At 71.3% G+C, this 18,522-nt stretch carries 20 protein-coding genes; 7 read left to right on the top strand and 13 right to left on the bottom strand.

Annotated elements, in window-relative coordinates; genetic code table 11:
• Positions 1 to 40 precede the first annotated feature (40 nt).
• The 7 genes from ligA to ACIA1L_RS00165 form a co-directional block, all read right to left on the bottom strand.
• A complete protein-coding gene (gene ligA, locus ACIA1L_RS00195) occupies positions 41 to 2,269 on the bottom strand; it encodes an NAD-dependent DNA ligase LigA (RefSeq protein WP_396070002.1) in 2,229 nt (742 codons plus the stop codon).
• Between the two features lie 109 nt (positions 2,270 to 2,378).
• Positions 2,379 to 2,732: a VOC family protein gene (locus ACIA1L_RS00190; protein WP_396070000.1), complete on the bottom strand. Its 354-nt coding sequence runs from the start codon at positions 2,730 to 2,732 to the stop codon at positions 2,379 to 2,381.
• A gap of 99 nt (positions 2,733 to 2,831) precedes the next feature.
• Positions 2,832 to 3,854: a methionine synthase gene (locus ACIA1L_RS00185; protein WP_396070959.1), complete on the bottom strand. Its 1,023-nt coding sequence runs from the start codon at positions 3,852 to 3,854 to the stop codon at positions 2,832 to 2,834.
• Entirely contained in the window at positions 3,823 to 5,001 is a 1,179-nt protein-coding gene (gene mnmA, locus ACIA1L_RS00180; protein ID WP_396069999.1) for a tRNA 2-thiouridine(34) synthase MnmA, read from the bottom strand. The genes ACIA1L_RS00185 and mnmA overlap by 32 nt, the downstream gene beginning before the upstream one ends.
• 139 nt (positions 5,002 to 5,140) lie before the next feature.
• Positions 5,141 to 6,322 carry a cysteine desulfurase family protein gene (locus ACIA1L_RS00175; RefSeq protein WP_396069997.1) on the bottom strand — a complete coding sequence of 394 codons (1,182 nt, stop codon included), beginning with the start codon at positions 6,320 to 6,322 and terminating at the stop codon, positions 5,141 to 5,143.
• Between the two features lie 122 nt (positions 6,323 to 6,444).
• Positions 6,445 to 7,395 carry an electron transfer flavoprotein subunit alpha/FixB family protein gene (locus ACIA1L_RS00170; RefSeq protein WP_396069995.1) on the bottom strand — a complete coding sequence of 317 codons (951 nt, stop codon included), beginning with the start codon at positions 7,393 to 7,395 and terminating at the stop codon, positions 6,445 to 6,447.
• A gap of 14 nt (positions 7,396 to 7,409) precedes the next feature.
• Complete coding sequence (locus tag ACIA1L_RS00165) at positions 7,410 to 8,189, bottom strand: electron transfer flavoprotein subunit beta/FixA family protein (protein WP_396069993.1); 780 nt, start codon at positions 8,187 to 8,189, stop codon at positions 7,410 to 7,412.
• Between the two features lie 436 nt (positions 8,190 to 8,625).
• On the opposite strand from ACIA1L_RS00165, the gene ACIA1L_RS00160 reads away from it, so the two are divergent.
• From ACIA1L_RS00160 to ACIA1L_RS00150, 3 genes are read left to right on the top strand one after another with little or no spacing between them, the layout of a single operon-like run.
• Entirely contained in the window at positions 8,626 to 8,967 is a 342-nt protein-coding gene (locus tag ACIA1L_RS00160; RefSeq protein WP_396070958.1) for a YidH family protein, read from the top strand.
• On the top strand, positions 8,964 to 9,314 hold the full coding sequence (locus tag ACIA1L_RS00155; RefSeq protein ID WP_396069991.1) for a DUF202 domain-containing protein: 351 nt from the start codon (positions 8,964 to 8,966) through the stop codon (positions 9,312 to 9,314). Before ACIA1L_RS00160 ends, ACIA1L_RS00155 begins: the two co-directional genes overlap by 4 nt.
• A 55-nt stretch (positions 9,315 to 9,369) precedes the next feature.
• Positions 9,370 to 9,708 (top strand): PLDc N-terminal domain-containing protein, encoded by a 339-nt coding sequence (locus ACIA1L_RS00150; protein ID WP_396069990.1) that lies wholly within the window; start codon positions 9,370 to 9,372, stop codon positions 9,706 to 9,708.
• A gap of 5 nt (positions 9,709 to 9,713) precedes the next feature.
• On the opposite strand, the gene ACIA1L_RS00145 is transcribed toward ACIA1L_RS00150, so the two are convergent.
• From ACIA1L_RS00145 to ACIA1L_RS00130, 4 genes are all read right to left on the bottom strand, one after another.
• A complete protein-coding gene (locus ACIA1L_RS00145; protein WP_396069989.1) occupies positions 9,714 to 11,336 on the bottom strand; it encodes an acetolactate synthase in 1,623 nt (540 codons plus the stop codon).
• 68 nt (positions 11,337 to 11,404) lie between these two features.
• Positions 11,405 to 12,895, bottom strand: coding sequence for an Hsp70 family protein (locus ACIA1L_RS00140; protein WP_396069987.1), 1,491 nt, complete (start codon positions 12,893 to 12,895; stop codon positions 11,405 to 11,407).
• Between the two features lie 27 nt (positions 12,896 to 12,922).
• On the bottom strand, positions 12,923 to 13,504 hold the full coding sequence (locus ACIA1L_RS00135; RefSeq protein ID WP_396069984.1) for a hypothetical protein: 582 nt from the start codon (positions 13,502 to 13,504) through the stop codon (positions 12,923 to 12,925).
• A gap of 98 nt (positions 13,505 to 13,602) precedes the next feature.
• On the bottom strand, positions 13,603 to 14,376 hold the full coding sequence (locus ACIA1L_RS00130; protein ID WP_396069982.1) for an enoyl-CoA hydratase/isomerase family protein: 774 nt from the start codon (positions 14,374 to 14,376) through the stop codon (positions 13,603 to 13,605).
• Between the two features lie 89 nt (positions 14,377 to 14,465).
• Here ACIA1L_RS00130 and ACIA1L_RS00125 point away from each other — a divergent pair, with 89 nt between their 5' ends.
• Genes ACIA1L_RS00125 through ACIA1L_RS00110 form a run of 4 tightly spaced genes read left to right on the top strand, consistent with a single transcriptional unit; the run spans position 14,466 to position 16,752 of the window.
• Complete coding sequence (locus ACIA1L_RS00125; protein WP_396069979.1) at positions 14,466 to 14,930, top strand: DUF6232 family protein; 465 nt, start codon at positions 14,466 to 14,468, stop codon at positions 14,928 to 14,930.
• Positions 14,927 to 15,286: a hypothetical protein gene (locus ACIA1L_RS00120; protein WP_396069976.1), complete on the top strand. Its 360-nt coding sequence runs from the start codon at positions 14,927 to 14,929 to the stop codon at positions 15,284 to 15,286. The genes ACIA1L_RS00125 and ACIA1L_RS00120 overlap by 4 nt, the downstream gene beginning before the upstream one ends.
• A gap of 39 nt (positions 15,287 to 15,325) precedes the next feature.
• Positions 15,326 to 15,868, top strand: coding sequence for a PAS domain-containing protein (locus ACIA1L_RS00115; protein WP_396069973.1), 543 nt, complete (start codon positions 15,326 to 15,328; stop codon positions 15,866 to 15,868).
• Positions 15,865 to 16,752 carry a methyl-accepting chemotaxis protein gene (locus ACIA1L_RS00110; protein ID WP_396069971.1) on the top strand — a complete coding sequence of 296 codons (888 nt, stop codon included), beginning with the start codon at positions 15,865 to 15,867 and terminating at the stop codon, positions 16,750 to 16,752. The genes ACIA1L_RS00115 and ACIA1L_RS00110 overlap by 4 nt, the downstream gene beginning before the upstream one ends.
• Here ACIA1L_RS00110 and ACIA1L_RS00105 read toward each other — a convergent pair.
• Both ACIA1L_RS00105 and ACIA1L_RS00100 read right to left on the bottom strand, forming a co-directional pair.
• Positions 16,743 to 17,681, bottom strand: a complete 939-nt coding sequence (locus ACIA1L_RS00105) for a ribokinase (RefSeq protein WP_396069968.1) — start codon at positions 17,679 to 17,681, stop codon at positions 16,743 to 16,745. The two genes, ACIA1L_RS00110 and ACIA1L_RS00105, sit on opposite strands and share 10 nt — an antisense overlap.
• Entirely contained in the window at positions 17,653 to 18,498 is an 846-nt protein-coding gene (locus ACIA1L_RS00100) for an ABC transporter ATP-binding protein (RefSeq protein WP_396070957.1), read from the bottom strand. The genes ACIA1L_RS00105 and ACIA1L_RS00100 overlap by 29 nt, the downstream gene beginning before the upstream one ends.
• Positions 18,499 to 18,522 lie beyond the last annotated feature (24 nt).

Raw genomic sequence — 18,522 nt, 5'->3', positions numbered from 1 at the left:
CAGAGTGCCGGCTGGCACGGCCAGCCACCCCATCGGCCGGCTACTCCTTTGGCGGCTCCTCGGCCATCTCCGCCACAGCGCGAGCTGCCTCCGGCCCATCGGTCAACAGCACCGCGAAGCCTGCCTCGTCGAGCACCGGCACCTTGAGCTGCAAAGCCTTGTCGTACTTGCTGCCGGGGTTGTCGCCCACCACCACGAAGCCGGTCTTCTTCGAGACCGAGCCGCTCACCTTGCCGCCGCGTGAGGTGACCGCCTCGGTTGCCGCATCCCGCGAATGGGAGGCGAGTGTGCCGGTCACCACCACGGACACGCCTTCCAGCGGACGCGGACCGTCCTCCGTACGCTCATCGGCCATCTGCACCCCGGCCGAACGCCACTTGGCGATGATCTCGCGATGCCAGTCGACGGCGAACCACTCGCGCAGGCTTTCTGCGATGGTCGGGCCGACACCCTCCACAGCGGACAATTCCGCCAGCCGGTCCTCGGCGACCGCCGCTTCGATGGCCTCGATGGAGCCGAAGTCCCGGGCCAGCGCCTCGGCTGCGGTCGGACCAACGTGCCGGATCGAGAGGGCGACCAGCACTCGCCACAGCGGCCGCCGCTTTGCCTCGACCAGGTTCTCCAGCAGCTTGGCAGCGTTGCTGCCGAGAGAGCCGTCCTTGTTGACGAAGAAGGGCGCCCGGGTCAGGTCTTCGGCGGTGATGTGGAACAGGTCGCCTTCGTCCGTGATGATCTGCGATTCGAGCAGGGCCTGACCGGACTTGTAGCCGAGCACCTCGATGTCGAACGCCTTGCGGCTGCCCAGGTGGAACAACCGTTCCCGCAGCTGCGAGGGGCAGGACCGGGAGTTGGGGCAGCGGATGTCGATGTCGCTTTCCTTGGCGGGAGCGAGCGCCGTGCCGCACGCGGGGCATTCCGTCGGCATGACGAACGGCCGTGCGTCGGCCGGCCGCAGGTCCATCACCGGGCCCAGCACCTCGGGGATGACGTCGCCGGCTTTGCGCAACACGACGGTGTCACCGATCCACACACCCTTGCGCTCGACCTCGCGCGCGTTGTGCAGGGTGGCGAGCGCGACGGTCGACCCGGCCACGTGCACGGGCTCGAGCACCGCGAACGGCGTCACGCGCCCGGTGCGGCCGACGTTGACGTCGATGTCGAGCAGCTTGGTGGTGACTTCCTCCGGTGGGTATTTGAAGGCGATGGCCCAGCGGGGTGCCCGGCTGGTCGAGCCCAGCCGGCCTTGAATCGCCACCGAGTCCACCTTGATGACCACCCCGTCGATCTCGTGCTCGACGTCGTGGCGGTGCTCGGCGTAGTAGGCGATGAACTCTCGCATGCCCGCCAGGTCGTCGACGAGTTTCCACCGGTCGCTGGTCGGCAGTCCCCAGTCCTTCAGGGCTTCGTAGGCGTGGGATTGCGAGGTGGGGGTGAATCCCTGACGGGCGCCGATCCCGTGCACGACCATCCGCAGGCCGCGGGTGGCGGTGATGCGCGGATCCTTCTGCCGCAGGCTGCCCGCGGCGGCGTTGCGCGGGTTGGCGAAGGGTGCCTTGCCCTGCTCGACCAGTGCGGCGTTGAGGTCGGCGAAGGCGGAGCCGGGGAAGTAGATCTCGCCGCGCACCTCGAGCAGGTCCGGTGGGTTGTCGCCGGCCAGCCGCTCGGGGATCTCCCGGATAGTGCGGACGTTCGGCGTGACGTCTTCGCCGGTGCGCCCGTCGCCGCGCGTGGCGCCGCGGACGAGTCGGCCTTTCTCATAGGTGAGGTTGATGGCGAGGCCGTCGACCTTCAGCTCGCAGATCAGCTCGACCGGCCCGCCGGCGTCGCGCACGGTCCGCTCGGCCCACGCGCCCAGCTCGGCGTCGTCGAAGACGTTGTCGAGCGACATCATCCGCTCGGCGTGCTCGACCGGGGTGAACTGGGTGGAGAAGGTCCCGCCCACGTTCTGCGTCGGCGAATCCGGCGTTCGCAGTGCGGGAAACTCGTCCTCGATCGCGGTCAGCTCGCGCAGCAGCGTGTCGAACTCGGCGTCCGACACGGTGGGCGCGTCCAGCACGTAGTAGCGGTACTGGTGGTTGCTGATCTCTTCGCTCAGCTCGGCGTGCCGGGCACTGGCCTCGGGTGTCGGCTCGGCGCCGGCGGCAGCGACCTGCGCGGCGGTCGGCGGCGCACCGGTGCTGCCGCCGCCCTCGGCGCTGGCCTCCTCAGCGGCGGCAAGCTCTGCGGCGTCGGCCGCCGACTCTGCGTTCGGGGACTGCTTCTCGGGCACCGGGACCTCCGTGTTCGGCGTTCAGGAGGCACGTTAGCCGGACCCCCTGACAAATCCCGCCGACCCGCACGGCAACAGTCGCCACCCCGGGCACGCAAACCGGAAATCGCTACCAGACCAGGCAGAACGGGTGCCCGACCGGGTCGGCGTACACGCGGAACTTCTCCCCGCCGCCGTCGAGCCGCTTGGCACCCGCCGCCAGCACCCGCTTCTCTGCCTTGTCGACGTCGTCGACCCGAACGTCGAGGTGGAACTGCTGCGGGCGGTCATGGTCGGGCCACTGCGGCGGAAGCAGGTCGGTCGCCTGTTGGAAGGCGATGCTCGGGCCGTCGGAGTCGGTGCGGATCTGCACCCAGTCGTCGTCGTCCTGCACCACGTGCATGCCGAGCAGTTCGGTGTAGAACCGGGCCAGGGCGCGCGGATCAGGGCAGTCGATGACGACGGTGTCGAGACGTCCAATCATGTCTCGCATAGTGCCCGGCCACTGCTTCCGTCGAACCTCGAATGATCAGACTTTCCGCCCATCGACGGACAACGACCACGCGATCCGCCGGCGTCCGTCTCACACTTCGGCGAGTCGCCGTCCCGCGTCGCGGCAGGCTTTCAGCACGGTACGCAGGTATTCCGGGGTGGCGCCGGCGAGCCCGCAGGCCGGGGTGACCACCACCTGCTCCGGTAGGCGGGCGGCGGGGAATCCGAGCTTGCGCCACAGGGTGCGTACCCGATCGGCGATCTGGGCCGACGTCGGCGCGCGACCCGCGGACGGCGGCAGCGTGGGCACGGCCCCGGCGAAGAGGCCGATCCCGGCCTCGATCGCCTCGCCCAACGGATCGAGATCTTGCAGCAGCGCAAGGTCGAGCGCCACGGCGGCGGCCCCCGCATCCCGCAGGAGCGGCAACGGTACGCCCGGAGCACAGCTGTGCACGACCACCGGCACACCAGCCGCCTCGATCACCGTGCGCAACGCGCTGGCGGCGTCGGGGCCGTCGACGGCTTTGTAGGCACTCAGACCACTCTCGGTCGGCACCTGCCCGGCGAGCACCGCCGACAGCGACGGCTCGTCGAGTTGCAGCACCACGGTCGCGCCGGGCAGCCGCTTGCTGACGTCGGCGACGTGGCGACGCAGCCCTTCGGCCAGCGAATCGGTCACGTCCCGGACCGCACCAGGATCACGCAGCAGCCGGCCGCCGATGGGCAGTTCGAGGCTCGCAGCGAGCGTCCATGGTCCCGCGGCCTGCACCTTGACTGTGCCGGTGAAGCCGTCAGCGCGCTCGGTGAGCTGGTCGAGATCCCGCTCCAGCAGGTCGGCGGTGCGTCGCAGGTCCCGGCCGGCTCGTGGGGCGATCTGCCACCGTCCGGCGTAGAGCTGGACCGGCAGCTCGACGAGGAACCCGGTCCCGCGGCCGATCAGATCGGCGCCGGGGCCGCGTCCCGGCAGCTCGGCGAGGTGCGGCAGCTCGGGCAGCTCGCCGACGATCAGCCGCTGCGCCTCGGTGACATCGGTGCCGGGCAACGACCCGATTCCGGTCGCCGCACCCGCCGGCCAGGGAAAATCAGGCAACGGGAGCCGCCGACCCAGCCTCATCACCGCGACCACCGACCGAAACGCCCGGCTCCCGAGGCTCGACCGCCGACCCAGTGTCGGTGCCCGACGAGGAGTCGGCATGACCGGCGGTGATGGTTGCTGAGCCGAGGACGATGTCTCCGTCCGGGTCCGGCTGGTACGCCACGATCGCTTGGCCGGCTGCCACGCCGCGGGCCGGAGTGCGCAGCCGTGCGATGAAGCCCGCGTCGTCGACGGCAACCTCCGCGCCGACGACCTCGCCGTGGGCGCGGAGCTGGACCTCACACGCCAGCGGTGTGGCTACGCCATGCCAGATGGGGCGCTCCGCGGTCACCGTGCTGACCGCCAGATCCTCGCGCGGACCCACGGTGACGGTGTTGGTCTTCGGTGTGATCGACAGGACATACCGCGGGCGGCCATCGGGGGCCGGGACACGCAGGTCCAATCCCTTGCGCTGGCCGACCGTGTACCCGTAGGCGCCGGCGTGTTGGCCGAGCACCGCGCCGGTGCGGCCGTCGACGATGTCGCCGGGGGTTTCGCCCAGGCGGCCGGCGAGGAAGCCGCGGGTGTCTCCGTCGGCGATGAAGCAGATGTCGTGCGAGTCGGGCTTCTCCGCGACGGCAAGTCCGCGAGCGGCGGCCTCCTCGCGAACCTGCGCCTTTGTCGAGTCGCCGAGCGGGAAGATCGCCCGGTCCAGCTGCGCGCGGGTGAGCACGGCCAGCACGTACGACTGGTCCTTGGCGATGTCGACGCTGCGCCGCAGCAGACCGTCAGCGCCGAGGCGGGCGTGGTGACCGGTCACCACGGCGTCGAAGCCGAGGGCGATCGCCCGGTCCAGCACCGCGGCAAACTTGATCTTCTCGTTGCAGCGCAGGCACGGGTTGGGGGTGCGACCCGCGGCATACTCGGCGACAAAGTCGTCGACCACGTTCTCGTGGAACTGGTCGGCCATGTCCCACACATAGAACGGGATGCCGATGACATCCGCGGCCCGCCGCGCGTCCCGGGAGTCTTCGAGGGTGCAACAGCCCCGCGCCCCGGTCCGGTAGGTCTGGGGATTCCGCGCCAACGCCAGATGCACGCCGGTCACGTCATGGCCGGCATCCTGGGCGCGCGCGGCAGCGACGGCGGAGTCGACACCGCCGGACATTGCTGCAAGCACTCGCACGCCGGCAAGCCTAGCCCGCGCCTCCGACGCTCCCCCACCGCCTTCCAGCAGTGAGACCAGCGCCGCCCGGCAAGACCAGCGCCGCCCGGCAAGACAGCGCCGCCCGGAGCTGTGGGCGGGGCGGCGAGCCGGGTCGCTTTCAGGAGAGGCGTGGAGTTTTCCAGGCTGTGGCCCGTCGAGCCCGGTCGACCGCCCCGGGCAGCGCCGCCAGCAGGGCGTCCAGGTCGGCGTCGGTGGACGGGTGGCCCAGGGTGAAGCGCAGCGACGAGCGGGCCCGGTCGTCGTCCGCGCCCATGGCCAGCAACACGTGCGAGGGCTGCGCCACGCCTGCTGAGCAGGCCGAGCCGGTCGAACACGCGATCCCCTGCGCATCCAGCAACAGCAGCAGCGCGTCGCCCTCACAGCCGGGGAAGGAGAAGTGCGCGTTGGCCGGCAGGCGGTCGACCGGGTCACCGTTGAGGACCGCATCGGGTACGGCGGCGCGGACGCGGCGGACGAGGTCGTCTCTGCGGGCGGCGATCCGGGTTGCGTACTCCTGCTGGCTCTTGACCGCGGCCTCGACCGCGACGGCGAACGCCACCACGCCGGGGGTGTCGAGGGTGCCGGAGCGGACATCGCGTTCCTGGCCGCCGCCGTGCAGGAGCGGGGTGGCGGCGACGTCGCGGCTCAGCAGGAGGGCGCCGACGCCGACCGGCCCGCCCAGCTTGTGTCCGCTGACCGTGAGGGCGGCCGCGCCGCTGGCGGCGAAGTCCACCGGGATTTGTCCGACGGCTTGGACGGCGTCGGTGTGAAAGGGGATGCCGTGGCGGGTGGCAAGGGCCGCGAGGGCGGTCACCGGCTGGACTGTGCCGACCTCGTTGTTCGCCCATTGGACGCTGATCACGCTGATCTCGTCGCCGTGCGCGTCCAGCAGGGCTTCGAGGGTGGCTGGGTCGACGCGGCCGGCGCCGTCGACCGGCAGCCAGTCGACGGTCGCCCCCTCGTGGGTGCCCAGCCATTGCACGGCGTCCAGCACGGCGTGGTGCTCGACCGCCGACGCCACCACGCGGGTACGGCGGGAGTCCGCGGCGCGCCGGGACCAGTAGATGCCCTTGGTCGCCAGGTTGTCGCTTTCGGTCCCTCCGCTGGTGAAGATCACCTCGGAGGGCCGCGTCCCGAGGGCAGCGGCGATGCGTTCGCGGGACTCTTCGACGAGCCGGCGGGCGCCGCGGCCGGCTGCGTGCAGGGACGAGGGGTTGCCGACCTGCCGGGCCGCTGCGACGTACGCGTCGAGCGCCTCGGCGAGCATCGGCGTGGTCGCCGCGTGATCCAGGTAGGCCATCGCAGTGAAGCTTATGCCTTGACCCGTCAACCGATTCGCCGCGCCCGCCCCCAAGGACGCCGGGGGACGACAACGGCCCGTCGACCAACAAGGTCGGCGGGCCGTCGTGGCGGTACGCGGTGTTACTTGCGCTTGCGGATCTCGTCGCCGGCCTGCGGGACGATCTTGAACAGGTCGCCCACCACGCCGAAGTCGGCGAGCTCGAAGATCGGGGCTTCGGGATCCTTGTTGACCGCGACGATCGTCTTCGAGGTCTGCATGCCGGCCCGGTGCTGGATAGCGCCCGAGATGCCGAGGGCGACGTACAGCTGCGGGGAGACCGTCTTGCCGGTCTGGCCGACCTGGAACTGGTGCGGGTAGTAGCCGGAGTCGACCGCCGCGCGGGACGCGCCAACGGCGCCGCCGAGCAGGTCGGCGAGCTCCTCGACCAGCTTGAAGTTGTCGGCGTTGCCGACGCCGCGGCCGCCGGAGACGACGATCGAGGCCTCGGTGAGCTCGGGGCGGGAGCCCTTCTGCTCGGTGACCCGCTCGACGACCTTGGCCAGCTTGTCCGCGTCGGTGACGGCGACGGTGAGCTGCTCCACCTCAGGCGTGGCCGGCGCGGGGGCCGGGGTCAGCGAGTTGGGGCGGATGGTGACGATCGGCAGGCCCTTGGTGACCTTGGACTTGACGATCGCGGAGCCGGCAAAGACCACCTGGGTGGCCGTACCGTCGGCGGCCAGCTCGACCGCGTCGGTGAGCAGGCCGTTGTCCAGCTTGACCGCGAGGCGGCCGGCGATCTCCTTGCCCTCCTGGGTGGAGGCGAGCAGGACGGCGGCGGGCTGGACGCGCTTGACCAGCTCGGCGACGACGGTGGCCTTGGGGGCGACGAGGTAGCCCTCGACGTCCTCGCCCGTGGCGGCGTAGATCTTCTGTGCGCCGTACTCGGAGAGCTTGGCGGTGAAATCGCCCGCGTCGCCGAACACGACCGCCGATACCTCGCCCAGACCGCGGGCGATCGTCAGCATTTCGAGCGTGACCTTCTTGACGCCGGCAGCCTGGGAGGCCTCGACGACGACCAGTACTTCAGCCATGGTGGGACCCCTTCTCAGACGAACTTCTCGGTGGCGAGGTACTCGACGAGCTGCGCGCCGCCGTTGCCCTCGTCGGTGACCTTGGTGCCGGCGCTGCGCGGCGGCCGGGCGGCGAACTCGAGCACGGCCGACGTGGCGCCGGCGGAGCCGACCTCGTCCGCCGAGACGCCCAGGTCGGCAAGCGACAGGGTCTGCACGGGCTTCTTCTTGGCCGCCATGATGCCCTTGAAGGACGGGTAGCGCGGCTCGTTGATGGTGTCCCACACGCTGACGACGGCCGGCGTGGCCGCGGTGACGACCTCGTAGCCCTCGTCGGTCTGGCGCTCGGCGGTGAGCTGCGCGCCGTCGACGGTGAGCTTGCGGGCACCGGTCAGCGCCGCGATGCCGAGCCGCTCGGCGAGCATGTGCGGCATGACCTGGACCCGGCCGTCGGTCGACTCGGAGCCGCAGAGCACCAGGTCGGCGTTCAGCGTGCCGAGGGCGGCGGCGAGGACCTTCGAGGTCGCCACGGCGCACGAGCCGTGCAGGGCGTCGTCCTGCACGTGCACGGCCTTGTCGGGACCCATGGAGAGGGCCTTGCGGATGGACTCGGTCGCACCGGCGGGACCCATCGTCAGGACGGTCACCTCGCCACCGTGCGCCTCTTTGATCTTCAGCGCCTCTTCGATGGCGTATTCGTCCATCTCGTTGATGACGTTGTTCGCCGAGCTGCGCTCGACGGTGTTGTCGCTCGCGCTCAGGGTGCGCTCGGCACCGGAGTCGGGCACCTGCTTGACCAGTACGACGATGTTCATCGCGCTTCGACGACCCTCCTGTTTATGGACGCACGCCATGCAGCCGGTTTCGCGTTTCCTCCGAATGTTACCCGCCGGTAGCTTGTGGTTCCCCGCCACCGAGAGTGACTCACCTCACCCGCGGCGATTCCAAGATCGCTACAGTCGAGTCGAGGAGGTATTGCGACATGTCCGGACAGAGCACTCCTTCTGCGAGCGGGCCGGCCCCGCTCGAAGACCATCCTCCCCCACCGCATGCCCCGACCGGGCCGGAGGGAGCATGGTGCAGCTGCGGCAAGCCCCGCGAAGCCTGCCTCAGTATGGAGATCCGCCGATTGTGGCAGGACTTGAGCCATGAGATGGCGCACTCCGGACCGCCCGCCGGAGGCATTCTGCACCGATCAGGTCAATAATCGACGGCGTGCTTGTTCAGTGGTTCGACCCCCAGCGGACCCCGATGGCCGGCGAGAAACCGGATTACCGCTTCTCCCTGGCTAACGAGCGCACCTTCCTGGCCTGGATTCGTACCGCGCTGGCGCTGCTCGCCGGCGGTCTGGCTTGCGCCCAGTTCCTGCCACCGCTGCCCATCACCCACCTGCGGGAGATCATCGCGGTGGCGTTGCTGCTGCTCGGCGGGGTGGTCGCGGTCCGTGCCGTCGACCACTGGGCGCGTACGGAAAAAGCCATGCGCCTCGGCACCGACCTGCCCCGGTCTCGCTTCCCCGCCATCCTGGCCCTGATCGTCGCGGTCGGCGCAGTGCTCCTGGTCATCGCCGTCCTCATCAAGGCCTGGCGGTGACCGAGCCGGGAGACCGACGCCCGGCGACCGACCCCGCAGCTCAGCCGGAGAAAGACCCGGGAGCCGCCGCGGAACGCACCCGGCTTGCCTGGCGGCGTACCGGGATGTCCGCCGCTGCCGTCGCGCTGCTGGCCGCACGGCCGGCCTTCGCGCCCAGCGCGCGACCCGCAGTGATCTTGATCGCAGGGATCATGCTGGCCGGCTGGGCGGCCCTGGTCGCCCTCGGCTATCGGCGGGCACACGGACTGCGCCGGTGGCCGCCGCAACCGGGCCGCCGCACGGTGCTCTGCTATGCGCTGCTCACCGTCGCATGCTCCCTGCTGGGCACGGTTCTCGTCCTGTTGTGAGGACCGCTCGGCCCAGACCGTCGCCGTTCCCAGCAAGGCGCGTCATCATTGCTTCATGGTCCGGGTGTTCGTCTTCCTCGCTGCGGTGCAACTCGTCCTGCTCGTGCTCGCGCTGATCAGTGCGCTATCGGCCGATCGGGTCCGCGCCATGCCGCGCATCCTGTGGGTCCTCGTGATCCTGCTCGTGCCGCTGCTCGGCCCGCTCGCCTACTTCATCTGGGGCCGCCCGCTGCCGCCGCCGCGCGAGGGCGGGCCGGTGCGCCGCGCCCGGCCCCGCCCGATGTCGCCCGACGACGACCCCGACTTCCTGCGCTCGATGGACACCGAGCAGTCCCGCCGCGAACGGGAGCTGCTGGACCAGTGGGAACGCGACCTGAAGAAGAACGAGGAGTAGCGGCCCTAAGCCAGGTTGGACGACCGCGGGTACGCGTCCGCCGGGTCGGTGAGCACATTCACCAGATACGGCACGCCGGCAGCGAACGCCCGCTTCAGCGCCGGCCCGAGATCGCCCGACTTCTCCACGGTCTCACCGGCCCCGCCCAGCGCCGTCACGACGTCGTCGTAACGCAGGCCGGGTTGTAGGTCGGCCGCTACGTCGTAGCCGTACATGGCCTGCATGGGGTGCTTCTCCAGGCCCCAGATGCCGTTGTTGCCGACCACGATCACCACGGGCAGCTGCTGGCGGACCAGAGACTCGGCGTCCATCAGTGAGAAGCCAGCCGCGCCGTCGCCCATGAGCACGCAGATCTGCCGGTCCGGGTACGTGACGCGGGCGCCCATCGCGTAACCCATGCCGGTGCCGAGGCAGCCGTACGGGCCGGGGTCGAGCCAGGTGCCGGGCTGGGCGGGCTCGAGGTAGCGGCCCGCGTACGAGACGAAGTCGCCGCCGTCGCCGATGGTGACCGCGTCGGGGGCGAGGACTTTGCGGAGTTCGCCGTACACGCGGGCGGGTTTGATGGGGTCGCTTTCGGCGGCCATGGCTTCGGCGTCGCGGGCCTTGCCGGCGTCCTCGGCGGCGCGCAGGCCGCTGATCCACTCGCTGTGGTCGGCGCGGTCGCCGGTGTGGTCGGCGATGGCGGTGAGGATGCGCCGCAGGTCACCGGCGGGCGAGACGGCGGCCTGGACGTGGGTGGCGCGCTGGCTGGGCGCGTCGACGATGTGGATGACTTGGGCCGGGTCGAACTCGCCGAAGTTGAGCCGGAAGTCGAGCGGCGTGCCGATGACCGCGACGACGTCGGCGCCGCCCAGCGCGGGGCGGCGGGCCTTGGCGAAGGCGAGCGGGTGGCCGGGCGGCAGCGCGCCGCGGCCCATGCCGTTGGTGAAGACGGGGATCTGCAACGCTTCGGCGGCGGCGCGCAGCTCGGCGACCGCGTCGCCGCCCCACACGTCGGAGCCGGCGATGATGACCGGGCGCTCGGCCGCGGCGAGCAGGGCGGCAGCGCGGGCGACCTCGTCGGGGTCCGGCTCGATTGTCGGGATCTCGGGGTCGCCCGGCTGCGTGGCGTCGCCCGTGGAGAAGAGCACCTCCAGCGGCAGGTCGAGGAAGGACGGACCGCGGTGGGCGGTCAGCGCGGCGGTGAGCGCCCGCCCGATCTCGGCCGGGACCTGGTCGGTGCCGGGCACGGTGGCGGCGTACTTGGTGACCGGGGCGACCAGCGGGATGTGGTCGATCTCCTGCAGGCTGCCCGAGCCCCAGCGGAACGCCGGTGCCCGGCCGCCCAGGACGAGGACCGGCGAGGCGTTGAAGAACGCGCTGGTCAGGCCGGAGATGCCATTGGTGACGCCGGGGCCGGCGGTCAGCACCGCGAGGCCGGGACGGCGCTGCAACTTGGCGACCGCCTCGGCCGCGAAGACCGCGGACTGCTCGTGCCGCACGTCATAGAGCGGAAAACCGGCCTTGTGGGCGGCGTCGTAGATCGGGAAGACGTGACCGCCGGAGAGCGTGAACATCTCCGTGATTCCGTACGCCCGCAGCGCCGCCAGCGCCAGGTCCCCGCCGTGTCCCTCGATCATGTCCGCCATGCCCGCCTCCGACGTGTCCGAGTCCTGCCGAGCACGCTACCGGCCGGAGCGCCGAACGTGAACGAGACTCACCCCAGCAGGCGACGCAGATCCTCGATCAAAGTGGGCACGCTTCGATCGATCGGCACCTCTGCCGCGACGCTGAAGGCGACGACCAGCGCGGCCGCCGGCACGGCGACCAGCACGATCACACTGAGCGCCACCTGCACTCGCCGTAGAGCGCGGCGTGCGCGGCGGACTACGGGCAGTGGCTCGGCAGCGGGCGGGACGGAAATCGGCATCGGCGGAGCCGGCACGGTCGCGTCCGGGTCGATCTGCCAATGCTGCGTCGCGTCGGGCCACGGGTCCACGGCCACCGGCAGCGGCCCGGTCGTGCTCGGTGCGGGCGGATCGGCCGGGGTGGCGGCCGGCACGGAGGAAGTCGACACGAACTTCAGCTCCGAGGTGGGACCGGGTGCCGCGGGTTCCGAGGCCAACACCGCCGCCTGGGCCAGGATGCTCCCCTCGGCCACCACCAGCTCCGGCTGCTCGATCACCACGGGCGCTTCGCCCAACTCACGGTGCAGCAGCGTCGCCACCAGCGGGATGCGGCTGGCTCCGCCGACCAGGAAAACCCCGGCGAGCCGACCTGCCGGCAGATCCGCCCAGCGCAACAGGTCCCGGGTCACCCGGACGGTCTGGTCGAGGATCGGGCGGGCCAGCTGCTCGAGCTCTTCGCGGGTCACGTGCAGTTCGAGGTCGAGCAGCGGGACCATCACGTCCGCGGACTGGGTGCGGGAGAGCCGTTCCTTGGCGATGCGGACGTCGTCCCACAACTGCCGTTGCGCGCGGCGCTCCTCCAGCGTCGAGGGCTCGGTGAGCCGCTTCCAGGCCTCGGCGTCGCGCTCGGCGCAGATGACGCCGAGGTGCTCGACAACGGCCGCGTCCACGTCCAGCCCGCCGATGTCGTCGCGGCCGTCCACGGCCAGCACCTCGAACCCTTCGGCGGTCCGCTTGACCACGCTGGCGTCGAACGTGCCGGCGCCGAAGTCGTGCACCACCACCACCGAGCCGATGGGCACATCACGGCCCAGCACCTCGGCGAAGTACGTGGCGGCGGCGACCGGTTCAGCGACCAGCCGGGCACCCGCCAACCCTGCGCGCGCGGCGGCCTCGGCGAGCAGGCCGCGCCGGTTCGCGCCCCAGGTCGCCGGGCAGGTCAAGGTCAGCCGCGGCCGGTACGGCCCGACGGCCCGGTGCCACTCCTCGGCGACGCGCACCAGCACTCCGGCGATGAGGTCGACGACCGGCACCTCTCCCTCGCCCAGCAGCACCGTGTCGTCGTCGATCCGGCGCTTGGGGTTGGGTTCGAAACGGGCCGGATCGCGCCGGGCACTGTGCACGGCGTCCCGGCCAACCAGCAGGAGGCCGCTGGGCTCGGCGTAGACCGCGGAGGGCAGCAGCGGGGATCCGTCGACGAGGATGGGCCGGGCCCGCCCGTCCGGCCAGCGGGCCACCGCGACCGTGTTCGAGGTGCCGAAGTCGACGCCGAGCGAGTGCCGACCCTGGTCGATGGACATGCGCGTCAGTGTAGGCGCTCGGCGGTATCAGTCGATCAAGACCGAGGTCGGGTCGATCGGCTGCCAGCGCAGCTCACCGCCGCGCTCGCGGAGGCAGCGTACGGCCCGGCCGCCACGGGTCCGGCCGGTCGCGTCCTCTTCCTCGCAGGGCTGCCCGATGCGCGGCGTCGGGCGACGTCCGTCCTCCGGTGGCCGGGAGGGCAGCGGGGGCGGCATCGGCGGGGCGGGCGGTTCGGTGCTGGGGTCCGCCGCCGGGGTCGTCGTGGGGAGGGCGGTCCACTTCGGGGACGGCACGATCCGCACCGGCCCGGACGGTGCGGATGAGGTGGATGGCGCAGGGGGTGCGGGAAGGCCGTTCCGCGACAGCTGAGTCCCGGCTCGCCCGTGTGCGCTACGGGCGGACTCGCCGGGAGCCGGCTGGGTGACCTTGGGTGCCGGGATCGGCGCGTCGACGAGCGGCCCAGCGGCGCGCTGCTGCGTGCGCGGCGCGTCCTCCTCGTACGTGAGAAAGCCGAGCACGGCGCAGAGCAGGGCTTGTCCGGTGAGGAGCCCCACCGCGACGGTCACAGTGCGGCGTACCGATGTCCCCCGCACCGCCGGCATCGTCACAGAGGGGAACTTTATGGCAACGCATCGATATCCGCGAGATCTGTTCGGGTGGTTCCGGTGCGCTCGGGCAACGGAACCACCCGAATATCCCGCCGGTCTTAGCGGCCGGTGAAGCCGGGCTTGCGCTTCTCCACGAACGCTGTGGTGCCCTCGATCCGGTCGTCGGTCGCGAAGAGCCCGGCGAACAGGTGGCTCTCCAGCGCGAGACCGGAAGCGAGGTCCATGCTCAGACCGCCGTCGATGGCCTGCTTGGCGGCACGCAGGGCCATGGCCGGACCGTTGACGAACGGCCGCACCAGTTCCACCGCGGCGGTGTAGACGTCAGCGGCCGGCACGACCCGGTCGGCGAGGCCGATCCGCAGTGCCTCCTCGGCGTCGACCATCCGGCCGGAGAAGATCAGGTCCTTGGCCTTGGCCGGGCCGACCAGGCGGGCGAGCCGCTGGGTGCCGCCCGCGCCCGGAATGATGCCCAGCTTGATCTCCGGCTGGCCCAGCTTCGCGTCGTCGGCGACGACCCGCCAGTCACAGGCCAGCGCCAGCTCGCAGCCGCCGCCCAGCGCGTAACCGGTGATCGCGGCCACCACGGGCTTGGGAATGCGCGCGACGGCGTCGAATGCGCCGGTCAACGCGGCCGCGCGTACGGTCATTTCCTGGTAGGTCGTGGTGGTGAACTCGGTGATGTCCGCGCCCGCGGCGAACACCTTCTCCCCGCCGTACACGATCACCGCGCGGACGTCGTCGGACGCGGTGGCCTGCTGCGCGGCCTCGCGCAACTCCTCCTGGACCTGCGTGTTGAGGGCGTTCATCGGCGGCCGCTGAAGACGGATCGTGCCGATGCCGTCGCCGATCTCCAGCTTCACGAACTCACTCACCCGGACAGCCTCCTGATCGATCGTTCACGTGCGGACAGCGTAAGGCGTCCGCCACTGGGTAAGTACCATTGCACGCACAGGGAGGGGCGATGGTCACCTACTACCGGGACCGCGAGGTGCTCGTCACGTCGAGCGGCATCCGGATCGGCGGGCATGACTACCGGCTGCACGACTTCGCGCAGGTGTGGCACGAGCGCGGCCGCCGGCAGTGGGGTGCCGTAGCCGGCCGGGGCGCCATCGGCATCGCGATCCTCGCACCCGTGGTCATCGGCGCGTTCGGCGTGCTCCTTGCGCTGGTCATCGACGCCTCGACGAGCACCACCATCGCGCTGGCCGGCGGCGGCATCCTCGTCGGCCTGGCCGCCGCGCCGCTCGCCGACGTCCTGCTCGAGTTCATGGACCGCTCCTATGACCGCGGCAGTCGGCGGATGGAGATCTGGGCGGACGTGCGCGGCCACCGGACCATGCTGTTGCGTACGGAGAACGCGCAGCGCTTCGGCCAGATCTACCGGGCACTGCAACGCGCCCTCGACCACGAACCGGCCCCGCGGTGAGTTCCGCCCGCGCCCTCGCCGGCCTGCTCGCGACCACCGGCGTCCTGCACTTCGCCGCGCCGAAGCCGTTCGACAGCATCGTCCCGCGCGCGCTGCCGGGCCGCCCGCGCACCTGGACCTACCTGAGCGGCGTCGCCGAGTTGGCCGTCGCCGCCGCGGTCGCCCATCCGAAGACTCGCCGCCTGGGTGGCCTGGCCGCGGCCGGGTTGTTCGCCGCTGTCTTCCCCGCCAACGTCAAGATGGCCTACGACTGGCGGCACGCGCCCGCCGGCCGGCGGGCGATCGCTTACGGGCGGCTGCCGCTGCAGGTGCCGCTCGTGCTGTGGGGTCTGCGCGTCGCCTCTTCCGCCGAATAGCCCCGCGGCGCCCTGGCGACCAGGGACGATACGACCATCATGAAGGCCACCCAGGTACGCCCCACGGGCGTCGAACGCACGCTCGGCGACGACGAACTGATCGTGACGAAGACCGATCAGCGGGGCGTCATCACGTACGTCAACGACACGTTCCTGCGCTTGTCGGCGCTGAGCGAGGCGGAGGCCCTGGGCCAGCCGCACAACCTCATCCGGCACCCCGACATGCCCCGGGCCGTCTTCAAGCTGCTGTGGGACACGTTGGCCGAGGGGCAGGAGGTCTTCGCGTACGTCGTGAACCTGGCCGCGGACGGCGCGCACTACTGGGTCCTCGCCCACGTGACCCCGTCGTACGGCGTGGGCGGGGCGCTCACCGGCTACCACTCGTTCCGGCGCCGCCCCGAACCGGCCGCTGTCAGCGCGATCACCGGTGTCTACGCCGAACTGCGCGCGGAAGAGCAGCGGCACGCCGACTCACCCACCGCGCTCCAGGCATCGTGGGACCTGTTCCAGCGGATGCTCGCGGGGCGGGGGCAGACGTACGACGAGTTCGTGTGGGAGCTCACCAACGAGGCCCGCTCATGAACCCGGACACGTTGCGCCTCATCACCGACGTCTGTCGGCGCGCCGCGGCCGGGGACTTCGAGGCCCGGCTCCCGCCGCTGGGCGACTCCACCGAGGAACGCGAAGCTCGGAACGCGGTCAACGCCGTCCTCGACGTCACCGACGCGTTCATCCGAGAATCCGGGGCGTCGCTCGCCGCGGCCGCCGAGGGGCGTTTCCACCGCCGTTTTCTCACCCCGGGCATGCAGGGCGCCTACCGGCGTGCGGCGGTCCAGATCTCCCAGTCGAACGACGAGCTGAGTCAGGCGGCGGCCCGGCTGCACGAGGCCAGCCAGTCCCGGTCGGCGCTCGCCGATCAGCTGGAGTCGGCCGTACTCACCGTGTCCGAGCAGGTCGCCACGGCGGCGACGGAGATGGGCGCCTCCACCAACGGCCTGGCCGACTTCGCCCGCGATGCGGTCTCGGAGGCCGAGCGCGGCGTCGAGACGGTCAATTCGTTGCAGACCGCCTCCGAGCAGATTCGCACAGCCGTCGACCTGATCAATTCGGTCGCCTCGCAGACCCGACTGCTCGCCCTCAACGCGACGATCGAAGCGGCCCGTGCGGGCGAGGCCGGGCGCGGCTTCAGCGTGGTGGCGGGCGAGGTGAAGAACCTTGCCAACGAGACCAGCGACTCGTCGGCGGAAATCCTCGGCCAGGTCACCACCGTGCAGGAGGCGACGGCCGACGCGGTCCGGGTGCTGGAGACGGTGACCGGCAGCATCCGTGAGATGAGCGGCCTCATCGACGGCATCACCATCGCCATCGACGGCAGCCACGATTCCGGCTCGGCGGGCCTCAGCCGCCTCGCCGAGGTGCTGCGCAACGAGGTCCAAACCTTCGTGACCGTGGCCCGTCAGGCCTGACTTTCGGCCAGCGCGTCGATGTCGGCCCGGGCGGGCAACGATCCGGAAGCTCCTACCGTACGCGCGCAGGCAGCACCCGCGGCGTTCGCCCACCGCACGGCGTCGACCAGGTCCCGACCCTCTCCCCAGGCAACGGCCAGTGCGCCGGTGAAGGCGTCCCCGGCCGCGGTGCTGTCCACGGCTTCCACCTCGTACGCGGGGATCGTCTCGTCGCGGCCGTCCCGGTCGGCGTAGCGCGCACCCTCGGCACCCAGCGTGAGCACCACGCGGGGTGCGACCGTGAGCAGCCCGGCCAGGTCCGGCTCGGTGGTGCCGGTGATGGCGGCCGCCTCCGACTCGTTCACGACGAGCAGGTCGACGAGTTCCACCAACTCGGCCGGCAGTTCCCGGGCCGGAGCCGCGTTCAGGATGACCCGGGTGCCGCCGGAGCGGGCGGCGCGAGCTGCCGCCACCACGGTGTCCGGCGGGATTTCCTGCTGGCAGAGCAGCACGTCACCGTCGGCGATCACGGCGACCTCGGCGGCGCTCAGCCCCGCGAAGGTGCTGTTGGCGCCGGGATTCACCAGGATGGCGTTCTCACCCGCCCGGTCCACCATGATCACTGCGACGCCCGACGAGCCGTAGCTGGTCCGCAGGTGCGTGGTGTCCACACCGGAGGCGTTCAATCGGGCTTTGATGGTGACGCCGAACGCGTCGGACCCGATCGCCCCCAACAGTGTGCAGGTGGCGCCCGCCCGGGCGGCGGCGATGGCCTGGTTCGCACCTTTGCCGCCCGGCGTCATCACGAAGTCGTCGCCCAGCACGGTCTCGCCCGGCCGCGGCAGCCGCCCGGCGAACCCCACGAGGTCCATGTTGGCGCTTCCGGCGACCACAATCCGCGGCGGCGTCGACACGGCGGCCTCAGGCGGCGCGGGCGGTGAAGCGGCCACCTGAGCGCTGCACCACGAGCGGCAGACCAAACGTCTTCGACAGGTTGTCCGCGGTCAGCGTCTCCCCCAGCAGCCCGGCGGCCACGATCGAGCCTTCGCGCAGCAGCATCGCGTGCGTGAACCCGGGTGGAATCTCCTCCACGTGGTGCGTGACCAGCACCATCGCGGGTGCGTCCGGGTCTTCGGCGAGCTCGGTCAGCCGGGCCAGCAGATCCTCGCGACCGCCCAGGTCCAGACCCGCCGTGGGCTCGTCCAGCAGCATCAGCTCGGGGTCGGTCATCAACGCCCGGGCGATCTGGGTCCGCTTGCGCTCCCCCTCGGACAGGGTGCCGAACTCCCGGTCGAGCAGCGCACCCATGCCGAGCTGGTCCAGCAGCGCCCGCGCCCGCCGCTCGTCCTGCGGGTCGTAGCTCTCCCGCCAGCGCCCGACCACCGACCACGCGGCCGTGACGACCACGTCCAGCACCCGTTCCTCGGGCGGCACCCGGTCGGCGAGCTGCCCGGTGGTGATGCCCACCCGGGTCCGCAGCTCGCTAACATCCGTGCGTCCCAGCCGTTCGCCGAGCACCCATGCTGTGCCTCGGGACGGGTGCATCCGGGCTGACGCCAGATTGAGCAATGTGGTCTTCCCGGCGCCGTTGGGCCCCAGGATCACCCACCGCTCATCCAGCTCGACCTGCCAGGAAACGTTACGCAGCAGATGGTTCCCGCCGCGGATGACGCCCACCCGGTCGAAGGAGATGACGGTGTCCTCGTCAGGGGCTGTGATGGTCTCCGGCTCGAGCACGCACCCATCCAACCACGCACCGCCACCGATCCCCGACGCCAGGCCGGGCCGATC

Source organism: Actinoplanes sp. NPDC051859, assembly GCF_044452725.1.
Classification (GTDB): Bacteria; Actinomycetota; Actinomycetes; order Mycobacteriales; family Micromonosporaceae; genus Actinoplanes.
Note: the sequence above shows the minus strand (reverse complement) of the source record. Positions and strands in the feature narration are given on the sequence as shown.

Bases quoted from the DNA above. Each gene is read 5' to 3' on its own strand.
- ACIA1L_RS00190 (WP_396070000.1), bottom strand. From the start codon at position 2,732: ATGATTGGACGTCTCGACACCGTCGTCATCGACTGCCCTGATCCGCGC.
- ACIA1L_RS00185 (WP_396070959.1), bottom strand. From the start codon at position 3,854: ATGAGGCTGGGTCGGCGGCTCCCGTTGCCTGATTTTCCCTGGCCGGCG.
- ACIA1L_RS00175 (WP_396069997.1), bottom strand. From the start codon at position 6,322: ATGGCCTACCTGGATCACGCGGCGACCACGCCGATGCTCGCCGAGGCG.
- ACIA1L_RS00170 (WP_396069995.1), bottom strand. From the start codon at position 7,395: ATGGCTGAAGTACTGGTCGTCGTCGAGGCCTCCCAGGCTGCCGGCGTC.
- ACIA1L_RS00165 (WP_396069993.1), bottom strand. From the start codon at position 8,189: ATGAACATCGTCGTACTGGTCAAGCAGGTGCCCGACTCCGGTGCCGAG.
- ACIA1L_RS00160 (WP_396070958.1), top strand. From the start codon at position 8,626: ATGGCCGGCGAGAAACCGGATTACCGCTTCTCCCTGGCTAACGAGCGC.
- ACIA1L_RS00150 (WP_396069990.1), top strand. From the start codon at position 9,370: ATGGTCCGGGTGTTCGTCTTCCTCGCTGCGGTGCAACTCGTCCTGCTC.
- ACIA1L_RS00145 (WP_396069989.1), bottom strand. From the start codon at position 11,336: ATGGCGGACATGATCGAGGGACACGGCGGGGACCTGGCGCTGGCGGCG.
- ACIA1L_RS00140 (WP_396069987.1), bottom strand. From the start codon at position 12,895: ATGTCCATCGACCAGGGTCGGCACTCGCTCGGCGTCGACTTCGGCACC.
- ACIA1L_RS00125 (WP_396069979.1), top strand. From the start codon at position 14,466: ATGGTCACCTACTACCGGGACCGCGAGGTGCTCGTCACGTCGAGCGGC.
- ACIA1L_RS00115 (WP_396069973.1), top strand. From the start codon at position 15,326: ATGAAGGCCACCCAGGTACGCCCCACGGGCGTCGAACGCACGCTCGGC.
- ACIA1L_RS00110 (WP_396069971.1), top strand. From the start codon at position 15,865: ATGAACCCGGACACGTTGCGCCTCATCACCGACGTCTGTCGGCGCGCC.